Source organism: Phytobacter ursingii (genome assembly GCF_001022135.1).
In the GTDB taxonomy this organism is placed as follows: Bacteria; Pseudomonadota; Gammaproteobacteria; order Enterobacterales; family Enterobacteriaceae; genus Phytobacter; species Phytobacter ursingii.
Map to the genome: position 1 here is coordinate 1,160,246 of NZ_CP011602.1, position 19,362 is coordinate 1,179,607.

Here is a 19,362-nt window from a genome sequence, read left to right on the forward strand (position 1 = left end):
TGCCACAGAATCTAAGATAAATATACCGTCAATTTATATGACTCTTTTCTATATATGAAACAGGCTAAATGCATCTTAATTATTTTCAGGTTGAATGATTGCGGTGAAAAACAACGCAAAAAAGGTCAGTTGCGCAAGATCAATTTATGCTCTTTTTGTTGAGTCTGACTGGATAAACACTTTTGAAAAACCCCGAAGACCAGTGTATTGTGATGTGCATCACATTTATGGTGAAATTATATAGTGTTGTTGCAGTGATGATGAAGAGCGCCAGGAAAGATGAGGATCCAGAAAAAAAGATACGCGGCCCCGGGGGGAAATTGGCCATATGGGCTTTCTGGTTGTTTTGCCTGCATTTTATCTGGAGCCTTGCGCAGATTGTCTGGACTGCCAATCGTACCGCTGCAATACCGGCGAGGGTGTTGTCCGATGCTGAACCGGGCCAATGGATACTGGCATTACTCAGCCTCCTGACTTTCGGCACAGTAGGGCTCATATTGGGTGGGATTGCATGGTATACCCGCCCTCGTGGGACGAACGCATAAGCAATGAAATAAAATGATGCTATGGTTACGGTTTTCCCTGGATGGAGTGACCATGACATTAACTGACTGGCAGCAGTGTTTCGACACATGGGTCGGACAACATTATAGCCAGACGGATGCCGCCCACGATGTCGCCCATTTTCGCCGGGTCTGGCGTACCGCGCAGCATCTTATGGAGGGGCAGGAAGTGGACGCGCTGGTGGTTCTGACGGCCTGTTATTTTCACGATATCGTAAGCCTGGCAAAAAATGATCCCCGGCGGTCCTTAGCCTCGCGTATGGCGGCGGAAAAAACGGTAGCTATTCTGCGCGCGGATTTTCCGCATTTCCCGGAAGAACGCTACCCTGCGGTGCGTCACGCTATTGAGGCGCACAGCTACAGCGCCGGGATCGCGCCACAAACGCCGGAGGCGAAAATTGTTCAGGATGCCGACAGACTTGAAGCGCTAGGCGCCATTGGGCTGGCACGCGTTTTTGCGGTTGCCGGTTCGCTGGGTGTCGCCTTATTTGATAGTCGCGATCCCTTTGCCGACGAGCGTGAACTCAACGATAAACGTTTTGCGCTTGACCATTTTCGTACCAAGCTGCTGACGCTGCCCGCCACCATGCAGACGGAAAAGGGGAGAGCGCTGGCGCAGCATAATGCCGATTATCTGGTGCAGTTTATGGCAAAAATCAGCGCTGAATTACAGGGTGATTACCACGGGCTGGATAACGATGTCTTGCATCGTTTTGGTCATCATAAACCAGGCTGATAAAACGAGGGAAGCACATGGCAGATGTCCACGATAAAGCGACGCGCAGCAAAAACATGCGTGCCATTGCCACCCGTGACACGGCAATCGAAAAACGGCTTGCTTCGCTGCTGGAGATGCTTGGCCTGACATTCCGTGTCCAGGATGCTGCGTTACCTGGACGCCCTGATTTTGTGCTGGATGAATATCGCGCCGTCATCTTTACCCACGGCTGTTTCTGGCATCGCCACGAGTGCTATTTATTTAAAGTGCCCGCGACGCGTACTGAATTCTGGCTGGAAAAAATAGGTAAAAATGTCGTGCGTGACAACCGCGATAGCGCATTGCTGCGAGAGCAGGGGTGGCGCGTACTCATTGTCTGGGAATGTGCGCTACGCGGGCGGCTTAAATTAACGGACGATGCACTGGCCGAGCGGCTCGAGGAGTGGATCTGCGGGGGCGGTGACGCCGCGCAGATCGACACACTGGGCATTCATCAATGAACGTTACTTTTCCGCTTCACAAGGGCTAATCACGGGTCGGGCAGGGAGAAGGTATTTCCCCAGCGTCACCAGTACGACAGCCATAATGATAATTCCGAGCGCGAGCCACTCGATGCTGGAAAGGTGTTCGCCGCCAAAACCGGTACCAAGCAAAACGGCCACAACCGGGTTAACGTAGGCATAGCTGGTGGCGATAGCCGGGCTGACATTGCGTATCAGGTACATATAGGCATTGATGGCAATCACAGAACCGAAGATGGCCAGATAGCCGACCGCCATAAAGCCCTGCACCGTCGGTAGTGTGGTCATCCTCTCGCCGCTGAGTACGGAGGCGGTCAACAAGACGAGGCCTGCTGCCAGCATTTCGATTGCGCCAGCCATCATGCCGGTGGGTAATTCAATACGTGAACCGTAGACGGAACCGAATGCCCAGCTCAGCGAGCCGACGAGGATCATCAGCGCACCCCAGGGATTACCGCTCAGGTTGCCGCCGCTATTAAGCAGGATGATACCCGCAAGGCCAATAGCAATCCCCATCCATTCTAATTTGCGGGTCTGAATACCAAAAAAATGGCTAAAGCAGAGCGTAAAGAGCGGAACGGTCGCTACGACGACGGCAGCGATGCCGGAAGGGACGTTCTGATGTTCCGCAACGGTCACAAAACCGTTACCGACGGCAAGTAATAACACGCCAATCAGCGCCGCATTAAGCAAAGGACGCAGCCGGGGGAGTTTATGGCCCGTAATAAGCAAGAATGCCATGAGTAAAATGCTGGCAGAAAGGAAACGTACGCCAGCCATCATAAACGGTGGCCAGCTTTCAACCCCGATGCGAATAACAAAGTACGTGGAACCCCAAATGATATACAGCGCAAAAAGTGCACCAATAAGCGGTAGAACTTGCCTGAAATGCATACTCACTCACAGCAAAATAAAAAGGAGGCATATAGTAAACGCCAAAACTATCGCCCTGGCGAGTGGTTAATTGTATTTTATCTGTTAAATTTTTGTTGTCTTACGCTTGAGGATTTTCGCTGTGGCTTTTTTACATCATACTTAGAGAATCAACAGGCAAAAAATCGCAGATAATCAATAAGGAAGACCATTTTGGCAGGAAGTAGCTTATTAACTTTACTCGATGACATCGCTACATTGCTGGATGACATTTCGGTGATGGGTAAACTGGCGGCAAAAAAGACCGCTGGCGTACTGGGTGACGACCTCTCCCTCAATGCCCAGCAGGTCACCGGCGTACGCGCAAACCGCGAATTACCCGTCGTCTGGAGCGTCGCAAAAGGGTCACTGCTCAATAAAGTGATTCTGGTGCCGCTGGCGCTATTGATCAGCGCTTTTATCCCCTGGGCCGTTACGCCGTTATTAATGATTGGCGGGGCGTTTTTGTGTTTTGAAGGTGTCGAGAAAGTATTGCACACCCTTGAGGCCCGTAAACATAAAGAAACGCAGGAAGCGCGCGAACAGCGGCTGAATGCGATGGCCTCACAAGATCCGCGCGAATTTGAACGCGATAAAGTTAAAGGCGCAATCCGCACCGATTTTATTCTGTCGGCAGAAATTGTCGCTATCACCCTGGGTATTGTGGCTGAAGCGCCGCTGTTAAATCAGGTGCTGATTCTGTCCGGAATTGCGGTGCTGGTCACGATTGGGGTGTATGGCCTGGTGGGCATTATTGTCAAGCTTGACGATATGGGGTACTGGCTGGCAGAAAAACGCGCGGCGCTTGCGCAGGCGCTGGGCAAAAGCTTGTTATTTATTGCGCCCTGGCTAATGAAAATATTGTCGGTCGTCGGGACGCTGGCCATGTTCCTGGTTGGCGGCGGCATTGTGGTTCACGGTATTGCGCCGTTACACCACGCCATTGAACACATGGCGCAAGGCAGTAATCCCTTCGTTGCGGCATTGCTCCCCGTGCTGGCTAATCTGGTATTGGGTTTTATCATCGGTGCGATAGTCTTATTAGCGGTGAAACTTATTGCACGACTGCGTGGTACGCATGCCTGAATTCTCGATTTTGCCACTACGCAAAAGGTTGAAACTTCGTCTAAGGTGAAATCGTTTCACCCTGATACAGGAGGCAAAGATGGTCTTTTTGGTCAGTGATGAAGTAAAAGCAAAAAATGGTGGGCAGTGCATGATTGTCACCGGTTATTCCAGCGGGATGGTGGAGTGTCGCTGGTATGACGGTTACGTCGTAAAACGTGAAGCCTTCCGGGAAGATGAACTGCTTCCCGGTGAAGGACGAAAGCTTTGCGAAGAGGCATAGCCATCTAAAACGCCCGGCATGCCCGGGCGTTTTTCTTCTTTCAGTTATTTGCCGTTGGCAATCGCATAACGCATTCAGCGTTGCGTTTATTCAGGGAGTCTTTGTGGGGCAGGAAAAAGTCGTTAAAAGTCCTCCGCGACTTGCGTTTGTCAAAACCTGGTTTGTTCCCAGCCGGGTCGTGAATCTCTGTTTTGTTATTGTGCTGGTCTGTTCTACGGTGCTGACATGGCGTGAAGTCATTGTGATGAAAGGCGCGTATGTCGTCAGTCAGCGTAACGCGCTGGATAATGTTGCCAATGTGCTGGACAGGCAGATGCAGGTAGGTATCGACCGTCTGCTATTTTTCCGCAACGGTATGCAGTCTGCGCTACAAACGCCGCTCGCTTTCGATGTTTTACGTAACATACAGGCGGAGTTTGAACAGAAGCGCATGCTGCCTTACTGGCAAATAGTGCTGGATAACCGCCGGACGCTGCCTTTATATGGTGTGTCAGACTATTTTGTCGAGCAAAGCGCCTCGTTAAGCCGCGATAACCCGCTATTGCATAATGAACTGACTGCCGCAATGGAGCTCGGTTATCTGTTCCGTTTTGCCTCCAGTGCCACTATGTTTCCGCGTCGTGCGCTCTATGTCTCCCGTGCGGGTTTTTTTATCTCCACATTACCTGTCGGGAACAATAATGAAATTGTTCAGCAGTATTACCAGTATCTGACCAGCCCCTGGTTTAGCGGGCAAAGTGAGCGTGAAAACAAACTGCGCGGTGTACGTTGGTTTAGTGACGAAGCGCACGAACTGAGTCTTGCCGATTCGCTGGTGACCGCCAGTGTGCCGCTGGATTATGAAAACAACTGGTATGGCGTGCTATCAATGAGTTTTCCTGTGTCATCAATGAAGGCGTTACTGACTGAAGCGCGACAGAATCAGGATAGAGGCGAATACCAACTGTATGATGCGCAGTTTGCTTTGCTTACGACTACCGCAGAGCGCGGAACCGCGAACCAACAATTTTCCAGTGAGGAACGGGCGCAGCTGAAACGGGAAATGGCCAAAGACACAGCGGGCGGCTTGCGCCTGGGGACGCGTTTCGTGAGCTGGGAAAAACTCAAACATTTCGAAGGCAGTGTGCTGCGTATCCAGACGTTGCGTGAGGGGTTGCGCGGTGATTTTGGCAGTATCAGTCTCGCCCTGGCTTTATTGTGGCTCCTGTTTACCACTCTGCTGTTGCTCTCGTGGGGCGTTATTCGGCAGATGGTCAGCAATATGTTCCAGCTCCAGCATACATTGCAATGGCAGGCCTGGTATGACCCATTGACGCGACTGAATAATCGCGGCGCGTTGTTTGAGCGCGCCCGGGTGCTGACAAAGGAGTGTGCTGCGCAAAATCTCCCGCTCTCGGTGATTCAAATTGACCTTGACCATTTTAAGCGGGTCAACGATCGCTTTGGTCACCAGGCCGGGGATCTGGTGTTGTCTTATGCTGCGGGCTTGATTGGTAAATCGATCCGCGAGCAGGATGTGGCCGGGCGAGTCGGGGGGGAAGAGTTTTGTGTACTGCTGCCAGGGGCGACGCTTCTGGATGCGACCGTGGTGGCAGAAAAAATCCGCCAGCGTATCAGCGACAAAGAAATTTTTGTTCAAAAGAGTAAAACCATTCGCGTTACCGCCTCCCTCGGCGTATCTGGCGCGCAGGAAGGCGGCAACTATGATTTCGAATATCTCCAGTCTGTTGCCGACAGCCGTTTATATCAGGCAAAAAATAACGGTCGCAATCAGGTTTGCGCCGAGGACGGCGTGTCGCCACTGCCCAACACATAATCCATTCCTTCCCGCCACCCCGCTGCGCCTTCAAGGGCGCAGTGGTATACCCGCTCAGGGGTATCATATTGTAAGCGGATCCCCTCACGGTTCAGCCCTTTCACCACAATAGCGAAATTGACGCTATCCAACAGCGGCGCATCGTTGGGACCATCCCCTAATCCCAGGGTGATATGACTCGTACCGTCATAATGACGATACTGGCGTATTAACCAGTTCACTGCCTGGTCTTTGCCGCTACGTTCATCAAGGACATGCCAGAACCTGGCCCCCTGCACGAAACGTAAGCCGAGCTGGGCCAGTTCGGCGTCGAAAATCTGCATCTGTTCATCGCTATCCCGCCAGATTAAGGTTTCAGACGCTTCCTGCAAACGGGCGAGCGCGGCTTGCGCTGGTGGAAGACCGGTGACATCAGCCAGAATGTGCTCGTCCATTTCGCTAAAGGTCGTGAACTTGTAGCCATCGCGACTGCGCAGTTCAATGAGAACTTTTGTAATTTCGTCGTGGGAAGAGCCTGTCATGATACGCGGATAGTTTTCGTGATCCTGCCAGTGTTCATCAAGCTGAATAACAGCGCCGTTCTCGGCAATAAAGGGCAGGCCTTCCAGACCCAGCATGCGTTGTACCGCCATCATCTCGGCGGCAGTTTTGCTACTACAGAGGATCAAAGGAATATGGTGTTCACGAAGCCGGGCAAGCCACTCAGCCGCCGGTTGCCAGTCGCCGGTGTGGCTATCCTGGAGTGTGCCGTCAACATCGGAAAACACCAGCAGTGGGTCGTCAAGCGTTGGCATGGTCTGCTCCTTGCAGTCAGGTAAGACAAATCTCATTTTTACGTAAGGCCACTTAGCGAAACATCGATACCGAATGCAGGTAAGCGGCATGGCGCGGGCACTCATGGATGTGCACTCGGTGTAAATATTGCGCGACTAAATTATTCAACCCAGGAATATTATCTTGTCATGCAATAAGTTTGAGGATATGGTTCCAGTTACATCAGATTCCCTGGTGTAACGAATTTTCAAGTGCTTCTTGCGAGAGCAAGTTTTATCCCGGCCACCCCATGACCGGGATTTTTTCTTTTTAGCGATTTAGCGATTCACTTCCGTCACGCTAAAGTCGTGAATATCAAGCTCGAACGCCTCTGCCAGTTCACGCCAGGTGTGGTAATCCCGCCCATCGATGCTAACGCGCTGACCATCGCCGTCAGCAACCCGATGGATTTCGCTCTCGCATATTTCGTTGATTGCTGCCAGCAGGGCGTCAACGTCGACATTGACGTCCCGTTTTGCGGTGTCGCTGTACTCTTTCACTGTACTCATCCGTTTCACCTCATTGTCAGGCCCATTGATCAGTATAGTCGGTAGAAAAAATAGTCAGCCAAACACCCGGAGGCTGCCAGCTATTGAGAATTGTTCTACACTGGCACAAATGAAACAGGAGGATGGATATGAAGGTAAACGATCGGGTTACGGTCAAGACGGACGGTGGTCCGCGCCGTCCGGGTGTCGTGCTGGCTATTGAAGAATTCAATGAAGGTACGATGTACCTGGTGTCACTTGATGATTACCCGCTCGGTATCTGGTTCTTTAATGAAAAAGGTCATCCGGACGGGATTTTTGTTGAACTGATTGATTAATTTCATTCGCCCTCCGTTCAGGAGGGTGATCCCTCAAAATTTTATCGCATATTCACAAAGATACCGCTGGTTACATTGTCGGTCAGACGAACGACATGATAGATCACTTGCTTATTATGCGTTTTAATTTTCCTTTTAATATTACCTTTATGGGAAGATACCGTTTTAGCTTTAATATTCATCTGATCGGATATTTGGATGGTATCCTGCCCCGACATCCACATCTTGAGCATGCTGGATTCCGTCCGACTCAGTGATAGCGTGGGTAAATTAATGTGCCCAATACTCTTTTTCTCTTTACTAAGATAGTCAGCCAAAATATCGTCCAGGGACTCAGGCTTTATCGACTTGGAACTGATCAATAAATTCTTGCGGACTAACAAATATTCATCAAAGTGAATATTAGCTATTGCCATAAATACAATAAATAACGTCCGGGGGTGTTGAGTAATGATTTCTTTTATATGCTGACTGCTGACAGGATCGTGAATAAAGCAGTCCTCATTAATAAACACCACCGTGGGTTGTAACGCCACACATGCCGATTCGAGCTCATCAACGGTTGTTACATCGTTGATTTCTCGTTTCTTTACCCCCCGGCTTGCCAGATACCCCGTTAGTCCCAACCGGGTATAACTGCATAAATCCATAATAATCGTTGACATGGCATACCCTCACTCAATGCGTAACGATAATTCACCCTCGCCAGAGGTCCCTGAACCACCAGGCAAAAAAGTAATAAAACAATGAGCAGGACGACCTCAGGCGAAACCACTATCCCGTAAAGTTACGTATAATTTGCCAGGAATCATCTCAAAGTAAAGTAAATGTTGTGTTCTGTGAGAACCTTAAAAACAATTAACCCGCGTCAGGTATATCGTAGGGAGTGATTCCCGAAATTGATTTTAGGAATTTCCTTAGGAAGGCTATATAAAATGTGTGGGTTGTTATTTCTTGGGCAGTTCGCCGACTATATCGGCTAATAGATTGAAAACCTCACCAAATACACGTTCGGTGTAAGGCGCGATTAATGGCATCATGGCCACCATGAGCAAAATGCCCACCGTTAATGTTATCGGGAAACCGATAACAAAAAGGGAGAATTGTGGAGACATTCGGTTTAATAAACCCATCGCCAGGTTAATGGTCAGCAGCAGGGTAATGATGGGCAAAGCCAGCATCACGCCATTAACGAAAATCATACTCGCGGAGCGGGTGATGGCCATAAACGCATCACTGTTCACCGGATCTCCGCCTATCGGCAGCGTATGAAAGGTGTCCACCAGCATACTAATCAGCCACAGATGACCATTGAGAACTAAAAACAGCAGCATCGCCAGCATGTCCATGAAGCGGGCGAGCACAGGCATATTGAGGTGGCTGGTAGGATCAACAAAGGTCGCGAATGACAGACCCATCTGTAAACCAATCAACTCTCCGGCATAACGAATGGTCGCGAAGGCAAACTGCATCGTAAAACCAAGCGCTATGCCAATCAGAAGCTGTTGTATTGCCAGCCAGAAGCCATTCGCGGAAAACATGGTTTCGTTGACCGGGGGCAGCGTCGGCGCGACGATAAAGGTGATCACCAGACCCAGCCCTATTTTTACGCGTCGGGGGATAGAGTGCTCACTCAGGATCGGAGCCGTCATAATCAGCGCCATAATGCGCAACAAGGGCCAGAAATACATGCTGAGCCATTGGAGCCATTGATCGCTGGTGACATGAAACATGCGGGGCTTACCCAATCATATAGGGCAGGTTACTGTATAACGTGCGCATATAATCCAGCAGCAGGTTGAGCATCCATGGCCCGGCAATGATGATTGTCACAAACACCGCAATGATTTTTGGAATGAATGAGAGGGTCATTTCGTTAATCTGGGTAGCGGCCTGCAGGATGCTGATAATCAGACCTGTCACCAGGGCGACCAGGAGCAACGGTGCGGCGAGTGCGAGGGCAACTTTCATCGCCTCGGTGCCAATCATCATGACCGATTCAGGTGTCATTTTTCACTCCTAACTGTAGAAACTCTGCGCCAGTGAACCGACCAGTAGTTGCCAGCCATCCACCAACACGAACAGCATTAACTTAAAGGGCAGCGCAATAGTGGCAGGAGGCACCATCATCATCCCCAGTGCCATCAGGACGCTGGCGATCACCAGGTCGATAATCAAAAACGGGATGAATATCGTAAAACCAATCTGGAAGGCCGTTTTGAGTTCGCTGGTCACATAGGCCGGCAGCAGGATGCGCATTGAGACGGCTTCCGGCCCCTGAATCGGCGGGCTATTGGATAAGCGGGCGAAGAGGGCGAGGTCGGCTTCGCGCGTCTGGCGCAGCATAAACTCACGCAGCGGTTGTGCGCCGCGCTCCAGCGCCACATCGACAGAAATCTTGTTTTCGCTAAAGGGCTGATAAGCGTCGGCGTAAATCTTATCGATGACCGGCGACATAATAAAAAAGGTTAAAAACAACGCCAGCCCCAGCATAACCTGGTTTGGCGGCGCGGAAGGGGTACCCAGGGCATTACGCAGCAAACCAAACACGATGATGATACGTGTAAAACTGGTCATCATCAGCAGTACGGCAGGCAGGAAGGTCAGTGAAGTGATAAAGACCAGCGTCTGCACCGGCAGGGACCAGCTTTGTCCGCCGTTGGCCAGAGGTTGACTCACCAGGCCCGGGAGTTGAGCAAATGCGGCAGGGGCAGCCAGCCATAATCCGGCCAGCGCGAAAGGTAACAAACGGCGCATCAGGTTCTCCCGGAACGCTTAAGCAAATTCTTCATCACGGACTGAAAGTCCGGGGTCTTCTCTTTCATGTCTTCATTGTCGGCGGGGGCCGGAGGAAGCGTGTGCAGTAAATTAATCTGCGAAGGGGTAACGCCCAGGACCAGGCGCGCATCTTCCACCTCAACAATGACCACGCGCTCGCGTGGCCCTACGGAGGTAGTGGCACTGACTTTTAGTCCGCGGCTACCCGCAGATTTACCGGCGAATCCCAGACGCTTCGCCAGCCAGGCGACAATAAAAATTATCGCCAGAATCAACACCAGCGCGCCACTGACTTGCAGCAGTGGCGAACCCGGTACGTTTGACGGCTGGCTAACCGTGGCCTGGGTTTTCATTGGCGGCCTCAGCGGCTCAGGCGACGCATGCGCTCAGACGGAGTAATGATATCGGTAATACGTACGCCGTATTTATCCGCAACAACCACAACTTCGCCTTGCGCAATGAGGTAACCGTTGATCAGAATATCCAGCGGCTCACCGGCCAGACCGTCAAGAGCAACCACAGAACCCTGCGTCAGACGCAGCAGCTCTTTAATGGTCATGCGCGTACGGCCAAGCTCTACGGTCAGTTTGACCGGGATATCCATAATCAGATCGATATCCTGCAGGCTACCCGTGACGTCGCCGCCGCCCAGCTGTTGGAAGACAGCGTCAGCTGCACTTTTGCTGGTGGTGGTTTTTTGTTCGTTCAACGCGTCAGCCCACAGATCGTCCATTGCGCTACTGTTTTCATCGGACGGATTGTTCATATCACTCATTTGGGCTGTTCCTCATTCAGCGAATTCAAAATCGGGTTAATCAGATGCTCGACACGCAGGGCGTACTGACCATTTAGCGTGCCATACTGGCTGGTGAGTACAGGCACTCCGTCCACATGCGCAATGATGCGATCGGGTTTCTCGATCGGCAGGACATCGCCGGGCTTGAGTTTAAGTATCTGCGACAGCCGCAGTGAAATATCAGCAAAATTAGCAATCAGCTCCAGCTCAGAGTGCTGAACCTGGCGCACCAGGTTGTCTCGCCAGTTCTGATCTTCCGAGCGGGAGTTCTCCAGCGGCGGGTTGACCAGCACTTCACGCAGCGGCTCTATCATGCTGAATGGCAGACAAATATTAAACTCACCCGTCAGGTTGCCGATTTCCACATGGAACGGCGTGTTCACCACGATGTCGTTAGGTGAGGTCGTAATATTGGTGAACTTAACCTGCATCTCTGAACGTACATATTCAACGTCCAGCGGATGGATAGCTTTCCATGCATCACTGTAGCCCTCAAGCGCCAGTTTCAACATGCGGTTAATAACACGCTGTTCTGTATGCGTAAACTCGCGGCCTTCCACCTTCGTCGGGAATCGTCCGTCACCACCAAATAAGTTGTCTACCGCAATAAAGACCAGGCTTGGGGAGAAAACAAATAACCCCGTACCGCGCAGTGGCTTAAGGTGGATAAGGTTAAGGTTGGTCGGAACCGGCAAGTTACGCGCAAATTCGTGATAGGGCTGAATGCGAATCGCGCCAACGGTAATATCCGGGCTACGACGCAACAGGTTAAACAACCCCATACGGAACTGACGCGCAAAACGTTCATTAATAATCTCCAGCGCCTGCAGACGTTCACGTACTACGCGGCGCTGGGTATTCGGGTCATAGGGACGAATATCGCTATCGCCGCTTGCACCTGGCTTCGGAGCATCGCTCGTGTCGCTGTCTCCGTTGAGCAGCGCGTCGATTTCGGCCTGAGAAAGAATGCTATCGCCCATGTCTTTACCGCAGAATGAAAGCTGTATAAAGAACGTCAGTGACTTCTTGTTTCGGTTGCCCCGCCACTAACGGTGTTGCGATTGCTTCTTTAATCGCTGTAGCCAGTTGCTGCTTACCTTCGTCAGTGGCGAGCTTTGAGGCATCCTGACGTGAGAACAGCAACAGCAAACGGCTACGAACTTCTGGCAAATATTCGCTCAGTCTGGCACGCGTGACGTCGTCTTTCAGACGCAGCGTGATGCCGATGTACAGCACACGATCCGCATCGCCCAGGTTTACCGTAAAGGTATCAAGGGCGAAGAATACAGGTGCCGGAGGCGGCGGCGGAGCTTCTGTTTCCGCCTTCGCGTCCGTAGACGGATGCTGTTGCATACGCCAGTAACTATAGCCAGCAGTCGCGCATGCAGCGAGGGTGATTAACACCAATAGCGGGATCCAGATTTTACGCTTACGTTTTTTTTTGTTGATAGCGGTGTCAGTCATCTGATACGTGCTTCCTGTTAGGTACTGCTCATAGTCTGATTATCCCGTGTCCTGTCCGCGTCAAAGCGCGGAAAAGACGGGGATAATCATGCTACCTCTGGCGTTTAGGCAAAGATATCGACTGCACCGTTACCACGCGCCGTCGATTGCAGGCTTGCAGGCGCGATCAGCGGCTCATCGTCTTCTGTTGCCAGATTGTTACCGCCGCCACTGCGTGAAGAGTGTTGCTGTTGAGAAAAAGATTGTTGCTGCCCGGCAAAGCTTTCGCTACTGATGCTGCTTTGACCCAACTGGATGCCGTTTTCAGCCAGCGATGTCCTGAGCGTAGGCAGTGCAGCCTCCAGCGCCTGACGAACGTGGCTGTGCGGCGACACCATCTGAATTTGCGCCAGATTATCATCGAGTTTCAGGGAGATTTGTACCTGTCCAAGATCTTCCGGGTGCAGATGCAACTCGGCGCTTTGCTGACCCTGTCGGGTAAACATAGTGACGTGCTGGCTGAGCGTCTGTTGCCATTCATGGCTGCCTAACGGTGCGCTCAGAACGGCAGAAGAGATCGGCGCGCTGGCCTGGGCTGATGATGCATTACTGACGACAGGCGCAACGCTGGCGGTGGTGTTGATGGTCATGGCGGCGTTGTCCGCATCTTGTTTCGCTGCGGGGGCCAGCGTGCTGCCAAAAATGCTGGCATGCTGTTGGGCGACATCATCACCGGCAGAGAGGTCCGTTCCATGCGCTGCGGTATTTGCGTTATCGCCTTTTTGCGCACCGGCTGCGAGGGTCGCCAGATCAACTCCGCTACGTTTTGTGGCGCCCACCGCGCTGGAGGCGGCGGTGGCGACGTCAGCGGTGGATTTTGTCGGCGTCAGTTGGGCAGTTTGCTGATGCGGCAGCATAGCCATCAGTGCGCTAAGACCCGCCAGCTCCTCTTCGCTTAAATCACTGCTGTCATCGTCAGTGGCCGCGTGAGTGGCAGTGCCCGTCTCTGTTTTTCCGAGCGCAGCAAGAACGCCGCTTTTGGTTTCCGGCGTCAGGCCCGATAACAGCGCTTGTACCTGGGTTTTACCGTCGGTGGTCAGGGTATCAGTATCGGTTTTGACTGTCTGGCGGGCCAGTAAATCTGCCAGTTTCTGTGCAGGACTCTGCGCATCGTCAGAAGACAATGCGCGCAGATTTTTCAGCGATTTGCCGCTGGCGGCTTGCAGGTCGGCAAGGGTAAAGGTTGTCTTGCCCTCTGCGTCGGTGCCGGTAAGCGTTTTTCCGCCAAGGGCGCCTGCCAGCAGGGCAAGAAAATCTTGTGCCGTATCACCGCTCGTTTTGCCAACACCTGTTTGCACACCGGAGGTTGCATCCACGTCTGTCGAAAGCAATTTCTGCAAGTTGATCATTCATTTTTCCTCTGGGATGCGCGTTGTGCAAATTCATCCATTTTCTTTTGATCAAGGCGGTTTTCCGCCTGTAGTGCGGCAGCGTTTTGTCTTTCCTGCAGAGTTTGCCATGCCTGCAGTCGTTGCTTTTTCTCTCGCCAGCAATTCAGTGCGGTGTCGACTTTTTCATTCCACTGCATCAGTTGCTGTCGATGCTGCTCAATGGCTTTTTCCAGCGTCTGAATAAACTGCTGATAGTTTTGCCAGCGCTGGGCTCCGATCCCCTGGCTCATATCATTATTCAGGTTGTTGCGGTATTCATGCTGATAATCCATCAGCATCTTTAGCTGCTCTTCCGCTTGCTGGCAACCGCGGCGCATTTCACCCAGTCTCAGGGCTGCGTCGTCAACTTCTTTCTCTGCCAAATCCTTTAGCGTCGTTAATGCGCTATTTTGCGTCATAGTCGTCGCTCTCCCACTGCGTTATGCGTTCGGGAAAATGAGTTCAAGGGCTTGTATTGAATCTTCCCACCCGGCACGTTCGAAAATGCCTTGTTGTAAAAAAGCCTCTAACTGCGGCCACAATGCGATAGCTTTATCCAGCATCGGGTCACTGCCGCGCGCGTAGGCGCCAACGCTCACCAGATCACGGTTACGCTGGAAGCTCGACAACAACTGTTTGAAATTTCTGACTCTGGCGTAATGTTTTTCCGTAATCAGGGCCGTCATCGCACGACTGATAGACGCTTCGATGTCGATGGCAGGATAGTGTCCTGCCTCTGCCAGCCGACGGGACAGGACAATGTGTCCATCGAGAATGGCGCGCGCGGAGTCGGCAATCGGATCCTGTTGGTCATCCCCTTCGGTCAGCACGGTATAAAACGCGGTAATGGAGCCACCGCCGCTAATACCATTGCCTGCACGTTCCACCAGCGCAGGTAATTTGGCAAAAACGGAGGGGGGATAACCTTTGGTGGCGGGCGGCTCGCCGATCGCCAGCGCGATTTCACGCTGGGCCATCGCATAACGCGTCAGGGAATCCATAATCAGCAGCACGTGCTGGCCGCGATCGCGAAAATCTTCAGCAATGCGGGTGGCGTAGGCTGCGCCCTGCATACGTAATAAAGGCGAGACATCCGCAGGCGCGGCGATCACAACCGAACGTGCGCGACCATCGGCACCGAGGATATTCTCGATAAAATCTTTTACTTCACGACCACGCTCACCGATGAGCCCGACCACGATAACGTCAGCCTGGGTATAGCGGGCCATCATGCCTAATAAGACGCTCTTACCCACGCCGGAACCGGCAAACAGCCCCATGCGCTGGCCGCGGCCTACCGTTAACAGGGCGTTGATGGCTCGCACGCCAGTGTCAAGCACATGCTCGATAGCCGTACGTTGTAGCGGGTTAAACGGTTGGGTGATCAGCGCGCCGGTTTCACCGGTATCCGGTGTTGGCATACCATCGAGTGGTTTGCCGCTGCCGTCCAGTACACGACCAAGAAGGGTAGGGCCAAGCGGCAGTTGTTTGCTGCTTTGCAAACCATCGCCAAGAATACTTTTCGCATAGACGCGAGCGCCAGGGAGGATGCCTTCCACTTCTTCGAGCGGCATCAGGAACAGGCGTTGTCCGTTAAAGCCGACAACTTCGCTTTCGACTTCTCTGGTCTCGCCGTTTTCCTGACGTTCAATAACGCAGGTAGCCCCCAGCGGCAGTTGCAAACCTGTCGCTTCCAGCACCAGACCGGTAGCACGCGTCAAACGACCATAACGACGCACGGATGGCAGTTGCGCCATTCGGGCTTCGAAATTATCGAGCGAAGTCAGCCATCGGGTCAGACGTGCAGTCATTAAACGACTCCCGGTGCCGCAAGGCGGCACAGTTCCTGCCAGCGCGTTGCCACGCTGGCATCGAGATCGCCCTCATCAGCAGAGACTTTGCAGCCACCTGGATGCAGGGTCGGATCACCGCGCAGACGCCAGCCATGCAGGCTGAGCGTTGCGCCAAGCATCTCTTCAACGCGTTGCAAATCATCAGGATGCACGCGTAACTGTGGTTTACCGCTGAACAGCGGTTCTTGTTGCAGCAGCGTCTGGATCTGTTTAATCAGGGCGCCGTTATCCACGCACGCGGCCTGGCCAATGACCTGACGCGCGGCTTCAAGCGCCATCTGCATCAGACGGGAGGCAATCACGCTATCCAGCGCATCCAGGGTGTACTGAAATTCGCTAACCAGTTGTTGCATACGGGCATGGATAGGTGCCTGCTGCTGGCGCGCCTGGTTCATACCATTTTCATAGCCCTGAGAGAGACCTTCCTGGTAACCTTGTTCCTGGCCTTTTTGTCTGCCTTCTGCCAGACCTGCATTATAGCCTGCTTCATGCGCCTGCATCTGTATCTGTGCTAACTGCTGTTGACGCTTTTGTTCAGCAGATTGTTCGTCTTCGATCTCTACATTTGGCTCATCGCTTGTGGACAGCGCGGCGATAAACTCAGGTACCGGTAGAGCAAGATCTTCTGGCGTCCAGATCTTCCACGGCAATTCATTAGACATAGGTATCCTCGCCGCTGCCAATTACCATCTCGCCGGTTTCGGCCAGACGACGAACAATAAGCAGAATGGCTTTCTGCTCGTTTTCCACCTGCGACAGGCGGACCGGACCACGGTTGGCAAGGTCGTCGCGCAGGATGTCCGCCGCACGCTGGGACATATTGCGCAGGAACTTGTCGCGCAACGGCGGTTCGGAGCCTTTGAGCGCGATAAGCAGGGATTCGGAATCCACTTCCTGCAGCAGGCGCTGGATACTGCGATCGTCCACATCCACGAGGTTTTCGAACAGGAACATCTCGTCGATAATTTTTTGTGCCAGCTCGCCGTCGAATTCGCGAACCGCCGAAATAACGGCTTCTTCCTGCTGCGTTTTCATCAGGTTGATGATCTCCGCCGCCGTTCTCACGCCGCCCATTTTGCTGCGCTTGAGGTTCTGGCCGTCGAGCAGGTTGTTGAGTACTTCGGTCAGTTCGGCCAGTGCGGCTGGCTGTACGCCACCAAACGTGGCGATACGCAACATGACGTCATGGCGCAGACGCTCATCAAACAGGGCAAGAATATCGGCAGCCTGGCCACGTTTGAGGTGGACAAGGATGGTAGCGATAATCTGTGGGTGCTCGTCGCGAATAAGGTCGGCGGCACTCTGCGGCTCCATAAAGTTGAGCGTCTCGATACCGCTTGTGGTATCGCGGGTTTCGAGAATATCTTCCAGCAGGCTGGCGGCACGCTCTTCGCCGAGCGCTTTCACCAGTACCGTACGCAGATAGTCGTTGGCGTTGATATTCAGGGCCGCGAATTGCTCAGCCTCGCCCTCAAACTCCTGCAGGACTTCTACTAATTGCTTATTAGAGAACTGACGCATGCTGGCCATAGCGGTACTGAGATGCTGCACTTCCCGCTGGGACAGATGCTTGAACACTTCCGCTGCGCGATCTTCTCCAATGGTCATTAGCAGAATGACGCTTTTATCGGTACCGGTAAGGCCGGTTGCATTATTGCTCATTTTCAGTACTCATCCACTGGCGAATGACCAGCGCCACAACGCGCGGATCGTTGTCTGACATCTCACGAATGCGTTGGCTCATCACCTCGGCACTCAGACGCTGATTATTACGACGCTGCTGGAGTTGTTCGTCTTTGCTGAGACGAACTTCCACGGACTCTTCAATTTCAGCACGGGCACGCTGTGCTTCCTGTATCGCTTTCGCCTCTTCCTGACGGCGAACCAGCTGCGGACGTACCGCTTTACGCCACAGCAGCCAGGCGACAATCAGAACCAGCAGCCAGCGACCTGCAGTCAACATCTGATCGATGAAGCTCTGCTGTTGCCAGAATGGAAGTTGACCACCCACGTCGTCGGTTGCGTTGAACGGGGAGTTCACCACGTTCAGGGTATCACCGCGTTTTTCGGTATAGCCCATGGCTTCGCGGGTCAGGTCTTCAATTTGCTTAAGCTGGTCTGCGGTCAGCGCTTCGGTCTTGCCATCCGCCAGGGTTCGGTAGTTCACCACGACGGCCACAGAGAGACGCTCGATATCGCCGACATTCATCTTGGTGTGGCGAATGGTGCGGTCTACTTCGTAGTTCGCCGTTTCGTTACGGGTGGTATTGCGCGGCACTGCACTGTTTGCAGCCGAAGAGGCCGTCTGCTGACCCGTTTGATTTTGCTGTCCGTTCTGCTGATTCGCCTGTGGCGTTGTGATCGGTGCGGCATTGGCCGGGGCAGGCTGGTTAGACAGCGCTCCCGGTACGCCGCCCGGATAACTTCCGCCAATCTGCTCACTTTCGTTGGTCTGGCGAGAACGCAGTACTGCCTGAGAGGCATCGCCGTTTGGCTGGTACTGCTCTTCGGTTTGTTCTTTGTTCGCGAAATCAATCTGCGCGGTAACCTGAGCGTGAACGTTACCGTTACCCACGATTGGCGCAAGGATGGATTCAATACGACGCTGTACGCGACTTTCGACATCTGATGCGTATTTTAACTGCGCATCGTTGAGGTCACGGCCTGCGGTGTTGGACTGCGTTAACAGGCGGCCACTCTGATCAACCACGGTCACATTACCCGGCGGCAAACCAGCGACGGCGCTGGAGACCAGGTGAACGATTGCTGTGATTTGACCGTCATCCATGGCGCGACCCGGTGCAAGGTTGACCGTGATCGAGGCAGACGGCGATTTTTGTTCACGCACGAATAAAGACGGTTTTGGCATCGCGAGATGGACACGCGCGGTTTTCACCGGACCCAGTGTTTCAATGGTACGGGCCAGTTCGCCTTCCAGCGCGCGCTGGTAGTTAACCTGCTCGCTGAACTGGCTGATGCCAAATTTCTCCTGATCCAGCAATTCGAAACCGACAGCACCGCCTTTCGGCAGACCCTGTTGCGCGAGGCGCAGGCGCAGCTCATGAACTTTATCTGCAGGAACTTCAAGAGCCCCACCGTTCTCAGAGAAACGGTAAGGAATGTTCATTTGCGTTAATTGGGTAACGATAGCCCCGCCGTCCTGGTCGGAGAGGTTGCTATAAAGGGTGCGGTAGTCCGGGCTTTTTGCCCACAGTACCATGGCGACGACGATAGCAACGGCTGCAGCCGCCGCCACCATTAATGGGATCTTGGGGTTCGCGCGCAAGCGGTTGAGCCACTCCAGAGATTTATTCTGTGGTGCAGAAGTTGCAGTCGCACTCATTGCGCACCTCGTAACTCAGGGTGGATGTTGTTATTTGAGTAGTGAAACAAAACAGACTCCCGGATCGGCAAACTCGACATTTGTCCATTAATATGGCTATGCCATTATTTGATGATTCAGAATTTTCTATGCCTCAAATAACCTGGTTTTTTATCGTTATTTACCGCCATTATCTTATTGACGAACTGGTAACCTTATCCGT

24 protein-coding genes are annotated in these 19,362 nt (G+C 52.7%); 7 read left to right on the forward strand and 17 right to left on the reverse strand.

Features of this window, described 5'->3' with window-relative positions; genetic code table 11:
• Window positions 1-260 precede the first annotated feature (260 nt).
• From drpB to AB182_RS08890, 3 genes are read left to right on the forward strand one after another with little or no spacing between them, the layout of a single operon-like run.
• Window positions 261-545 (forward strand): cell division protein DrpB, encoded by a 285-nt coding sequence (gene drpB, locus AB182_RS08880; protein WP_047373242.1) that lies wholly within the window; start codon window positions 261-263, stop codon window positions 543-545.
• A gap of 52 nt (window positions 546-597) precedes the next feature.
• Entirely contained in the window at window positions 598-1,299 is a 702-nt protein-coding gene (locus AB182_RS08885) for a phosphohydrolase (RefSeq protein WP_047369763.1), read from the forward strand.
• 17 nt (window positions 1,300-1,316) lie between these two features.
• Entirely contained in the window at window positions 1,317-1,781 is a 465-nt protein-coding gene (locus AB182_RS08890) for a very short patch repair endonuclease (protein WP_047369764.1), read from the forward strand.
• A gap of 3 nt (window positions 1,782-1,784) precedes the next feature.
• Here AB182_RS08890 and yedA read toward each other — a convergent pair whose 3' ends face one another.
• On the reverse strand, window positions 1,785-2,696 hold the full coding sequence (gene yedA, locus AB182_RS08895; protein ID WP_047369765.1) for a drug/metabolite exporter YedA: 912 nt from the start codon (window positions 2,694-2,696) through the stop codon (window positions 1,785-1,787).
• A gap of 192 nt (window positions 2,697-2,888) precedes the next feature.
• Here yedA and AB182_RS08900 point away from each other — a divergent pair, with 192 nt between their 5' ends.
• The 3 genes from AB182_RS08900 to dgcQ all read left to right on the forward strand — a co-directional run bounded on the left by AB182_RS08900 (window position 2,889) and on the right by dgcQ (window position 5,878).
• On the forward strand, window positions 2,889-3,800 hold the full coding sequence (locus AB182_RS08900) for a DUF808 domain-containing protein (protein ID WP_047369766.1): 912 nt from the start codon (window positions 2,889-2,891) through the stop codon (window positions 3,798-3,800).
• A gap of 79 nt (window positions 3,801-3,879) precedes the next feature.
• Window positions 3,880-4,062: a YodC family protein gene (locus tag AB182_RS08905; RefSeq protein WP_047369767.1), complete on the forward strand. Its 183-nt coding sequence runs from the start codon at window positions 3,880-3,882 to the stop codon at window positions 4,060-4,062.
• A gap of 103 nt (window positions 4,063-4,165) precedes the next feature.
• Entirely contained in the window at window positions 4,166-5,878 is a 1,713-nt protein-coding gene (gene dgcQ / locus AB182_RS08910; RefSeq protein WP_047369768.1) for a cellulose biosynthesis regulator diguanylate cyclase DgcQ, read from the forward strand.
• Here dgcQ and AB182_RS08915 read toward each other — a convergent pair.
• Together AB182_RS08915 and yodD are read right to left on the reverse strand one after the other, a co-directional pair.
• Complete coding sequence (locus tag AB182_RS08915; RefSeq protein ID WP_047369769.1) at window positions 5,833-6,672, reverse strand: mannosyl-3-phosphoglycerate phosphatase-related protein; 840 nt, start codon at window positions 6,670-6,672, stop codon at window positions 5,833-5,835. The two genes, dgcQ and AB182_RS08915, sit on opposite strands and share 46 nt — an antisense overlap.
• A gap of 297 nt (window positions 6,673-6,969) precedes the next feature.
• Window positions 6,970-7,200: a YodD family peroxide/acid resistance protein gene (gene yodD, locus AB182_RS08920; RefSeq protein ID WP_047369770.1), complete on the reverse strand. Its 231-nt coding sequence runs from the start codon at window positions 7,198-7,200 to the stop codon at window positions 6,970-6,972.
• A 128-nt stretch (window positions 7,201-7,328) separates the two neighbouring features.
• On the opposite strand from yodD, the gene dsrB reads away from it, so the two are divergent.
• On the forward strand, window positions 7,329-7,517 hold the full coding sequence (gene dsrB / locus AB182_RS08925) for a protein DsrB (RefSeq protein WP_047369771.1): 189 nt from the start codon (window positions 7,329-7,331) through the stop codon (window positions 7,515-7,517).
• A gap of 41 nt (window positions 7,518-7,558) precedes the next feature.
• Here the strand turns inward: dsrB and rcsA are convergent, their stop codons facing one another.
• The 14 genes from rcsA to fliF all read right to left on the reverse strand — a co-directional run bounded on the left by rcsA (window position 7,559) and on the right by fliF (window position 19,160).
• Entirely contained in the window at window positions 7,559-8,182 is a 624-nt protein-coding gene (gene rcsA, locus AB182_RS08930; protein WP_041851838.1) for a transcriptional regulator RcsA, read from the reverse strand.
• Between the two features lie 282 nt (window positions 8,183-8,464).
• Window positions 8,465-9,250 (reverse strand): flagellar biosynthetic protein FliR, encoded by a 786-nt coding sequence (gene fliR / locus AB182_RS08935; RefSeq protein WP_047369772.1) that lies wholly within the window; start codon window positions 9,248-9,250, stop codon window positions 8,465-8,467.
• Between the two features lie 7 nt (window positions 9,251-9,257).
• Window positions 9,258-9,527: a flagellar biosynthesis protein FliQ gene (gene fliQ, locus AB182_RS08940; protein WP_041851836.1), complete on the reverse strand. Its 270-nt coding sequence runs from the start codon at window positions 9,525-9,527 to the stop codon at window positions 9,258-9,260.
• A gap of 9 nt (window positions 9,528-9,536) precedes the next feature.
• Window positions 9,537-10,274, reverse strand: a complete 738-nt coding sequence (gene fliP, locus AB182_RS08945) for a flagellar type III secretion system pore protein FliP (protein WP_047369773.1) — start codon at window positions 10,272-10,274, stop codon at window positions 9,537-9,539.
• Window positions 10,274-10,648: a flagellar biosynthetic protein FliO gene (gene fliO, locus AB182_RS08950; protein WP_047369774.1), complete on the reverse strand. Its 375-nt coding sequence runs from the start codon at window positions 10,646-10,648 to the stop codon at window positions 10,274-10,276. Before fliO ends, fliP begins: the two co-directional genes overlap by 1 nt.
• Before the next feature lie 8 nt (window positions 10,649-10,656).
• Entirely contained in the window at window positions 10,657-11,070 is a 414-nt protein-coding gene (fliN, locus tag AB182_RS08955; protein WP_047369775.1) for a flagellar motor switch protein FliN, read from the reverse strand.
• Entirely contained in the window at window positions 11,067-12,071 is a 1,005-nt protein-coding gene (gene fliM, locus AB182_RS08960; protein WP_047369776.1) for a flagellar motor switch protein FliM, read from the reverse strand. The genes fliN and fliM overlap by 4 nt, the downstream gene beginning before the upstream one ends.
• Before the next feature lie 4 nt (window positions 12,072-12,075).
• Entirely contained in the window at window positions 12,076-12,555 is a 480-nt protein-coding gene (fliL, locus tag AB182_RS08965; protein WP_047369777.1) for a flagellar basal body-associated protein FliL, read from the reverse strand.
• Window positions 12,556-12,659: 104 nt separating this feature from the next.
• Window positions 12,660-13,943: a flagellar hook length control protein FliK gene (gene fliK / locus AB182_RS08970; RefSeq protein WP_047369778.1), complete on the reverse strand. Its 1,284-nt coding sequence runs from the start codon at window positions 13,941-13,943 to the stop codon at window positions 12,660-12,662.
• A complete protein-coding gene (fliJ, locus tag AB182_RS08975) occupies window positions 13,940-14,383 on the reverse strand; it encodes a flagellar export protein FliJ (RefSeq protein ID WP_047369779.1) in 444 nt (147 codons plus the stop codon). Before fliJ ends, fliK begins: the two co-directional genes overlap by 4 nt.
• A gap of 21 nt (window positions 14,384-14,404) precedes the next feature.
• Window positions 14,405-15,775, reverse strand: a complete 1,371-nt coding sequence (gene fliI / locus AB182_RS08980; protein ID WP_047369780.1) for a flagellar protein export ATPase FliI — start codon at window positions 15,773-15,775, stop codon at window positions 14,405-14,407.
• Window positions 15,775-16,479, reverse strand: coding sequence for a flagellar assembly protein FliH (gene fliH / locus AB182_RS08985; RefSeq protein ID WP_047369781.1), 705 nt, complete (start codon window positions 16,477-16,479; stop codon window positions 15,775-15,777). The genes fliI and fliH overlap by 1 nt, the downstream gene beginning before the upstream one ends.
• Window positions 16,472-17,479: a flagellar motor switch protein FliG gene (gene fliG, locus AB182_RS08990; RefSeq protein ID WP_047369782.1), complete on the reverse strand. Its 1,008-nt coding sequence runs from the start codon at window positions 17,477-17,479 to the stop codon at window positions 16,472-16,474. The genes fliH and fliG overlap by 8 nt, the downstream gene beginning before the upstream one ends.
• Window positions 17,469-19,160 (reverse strand): flagellar basal-body MS-ring/collar protein FliF, encoded by a 1,692-nt coding sequence (fliF, locus tag AB182_RS08995; RefSeq protein WP_047369783.1) that lies wholly within the window; start codon window positions 19,158-19,160, stop codon window positions 17,469-17,471. Before fliF ends, fliG begins: the two co-directional genes overlap by 11 nt.
• Between the last annotated feature and the right edge of the window lie 202 nt (window positions 19,161-19,362).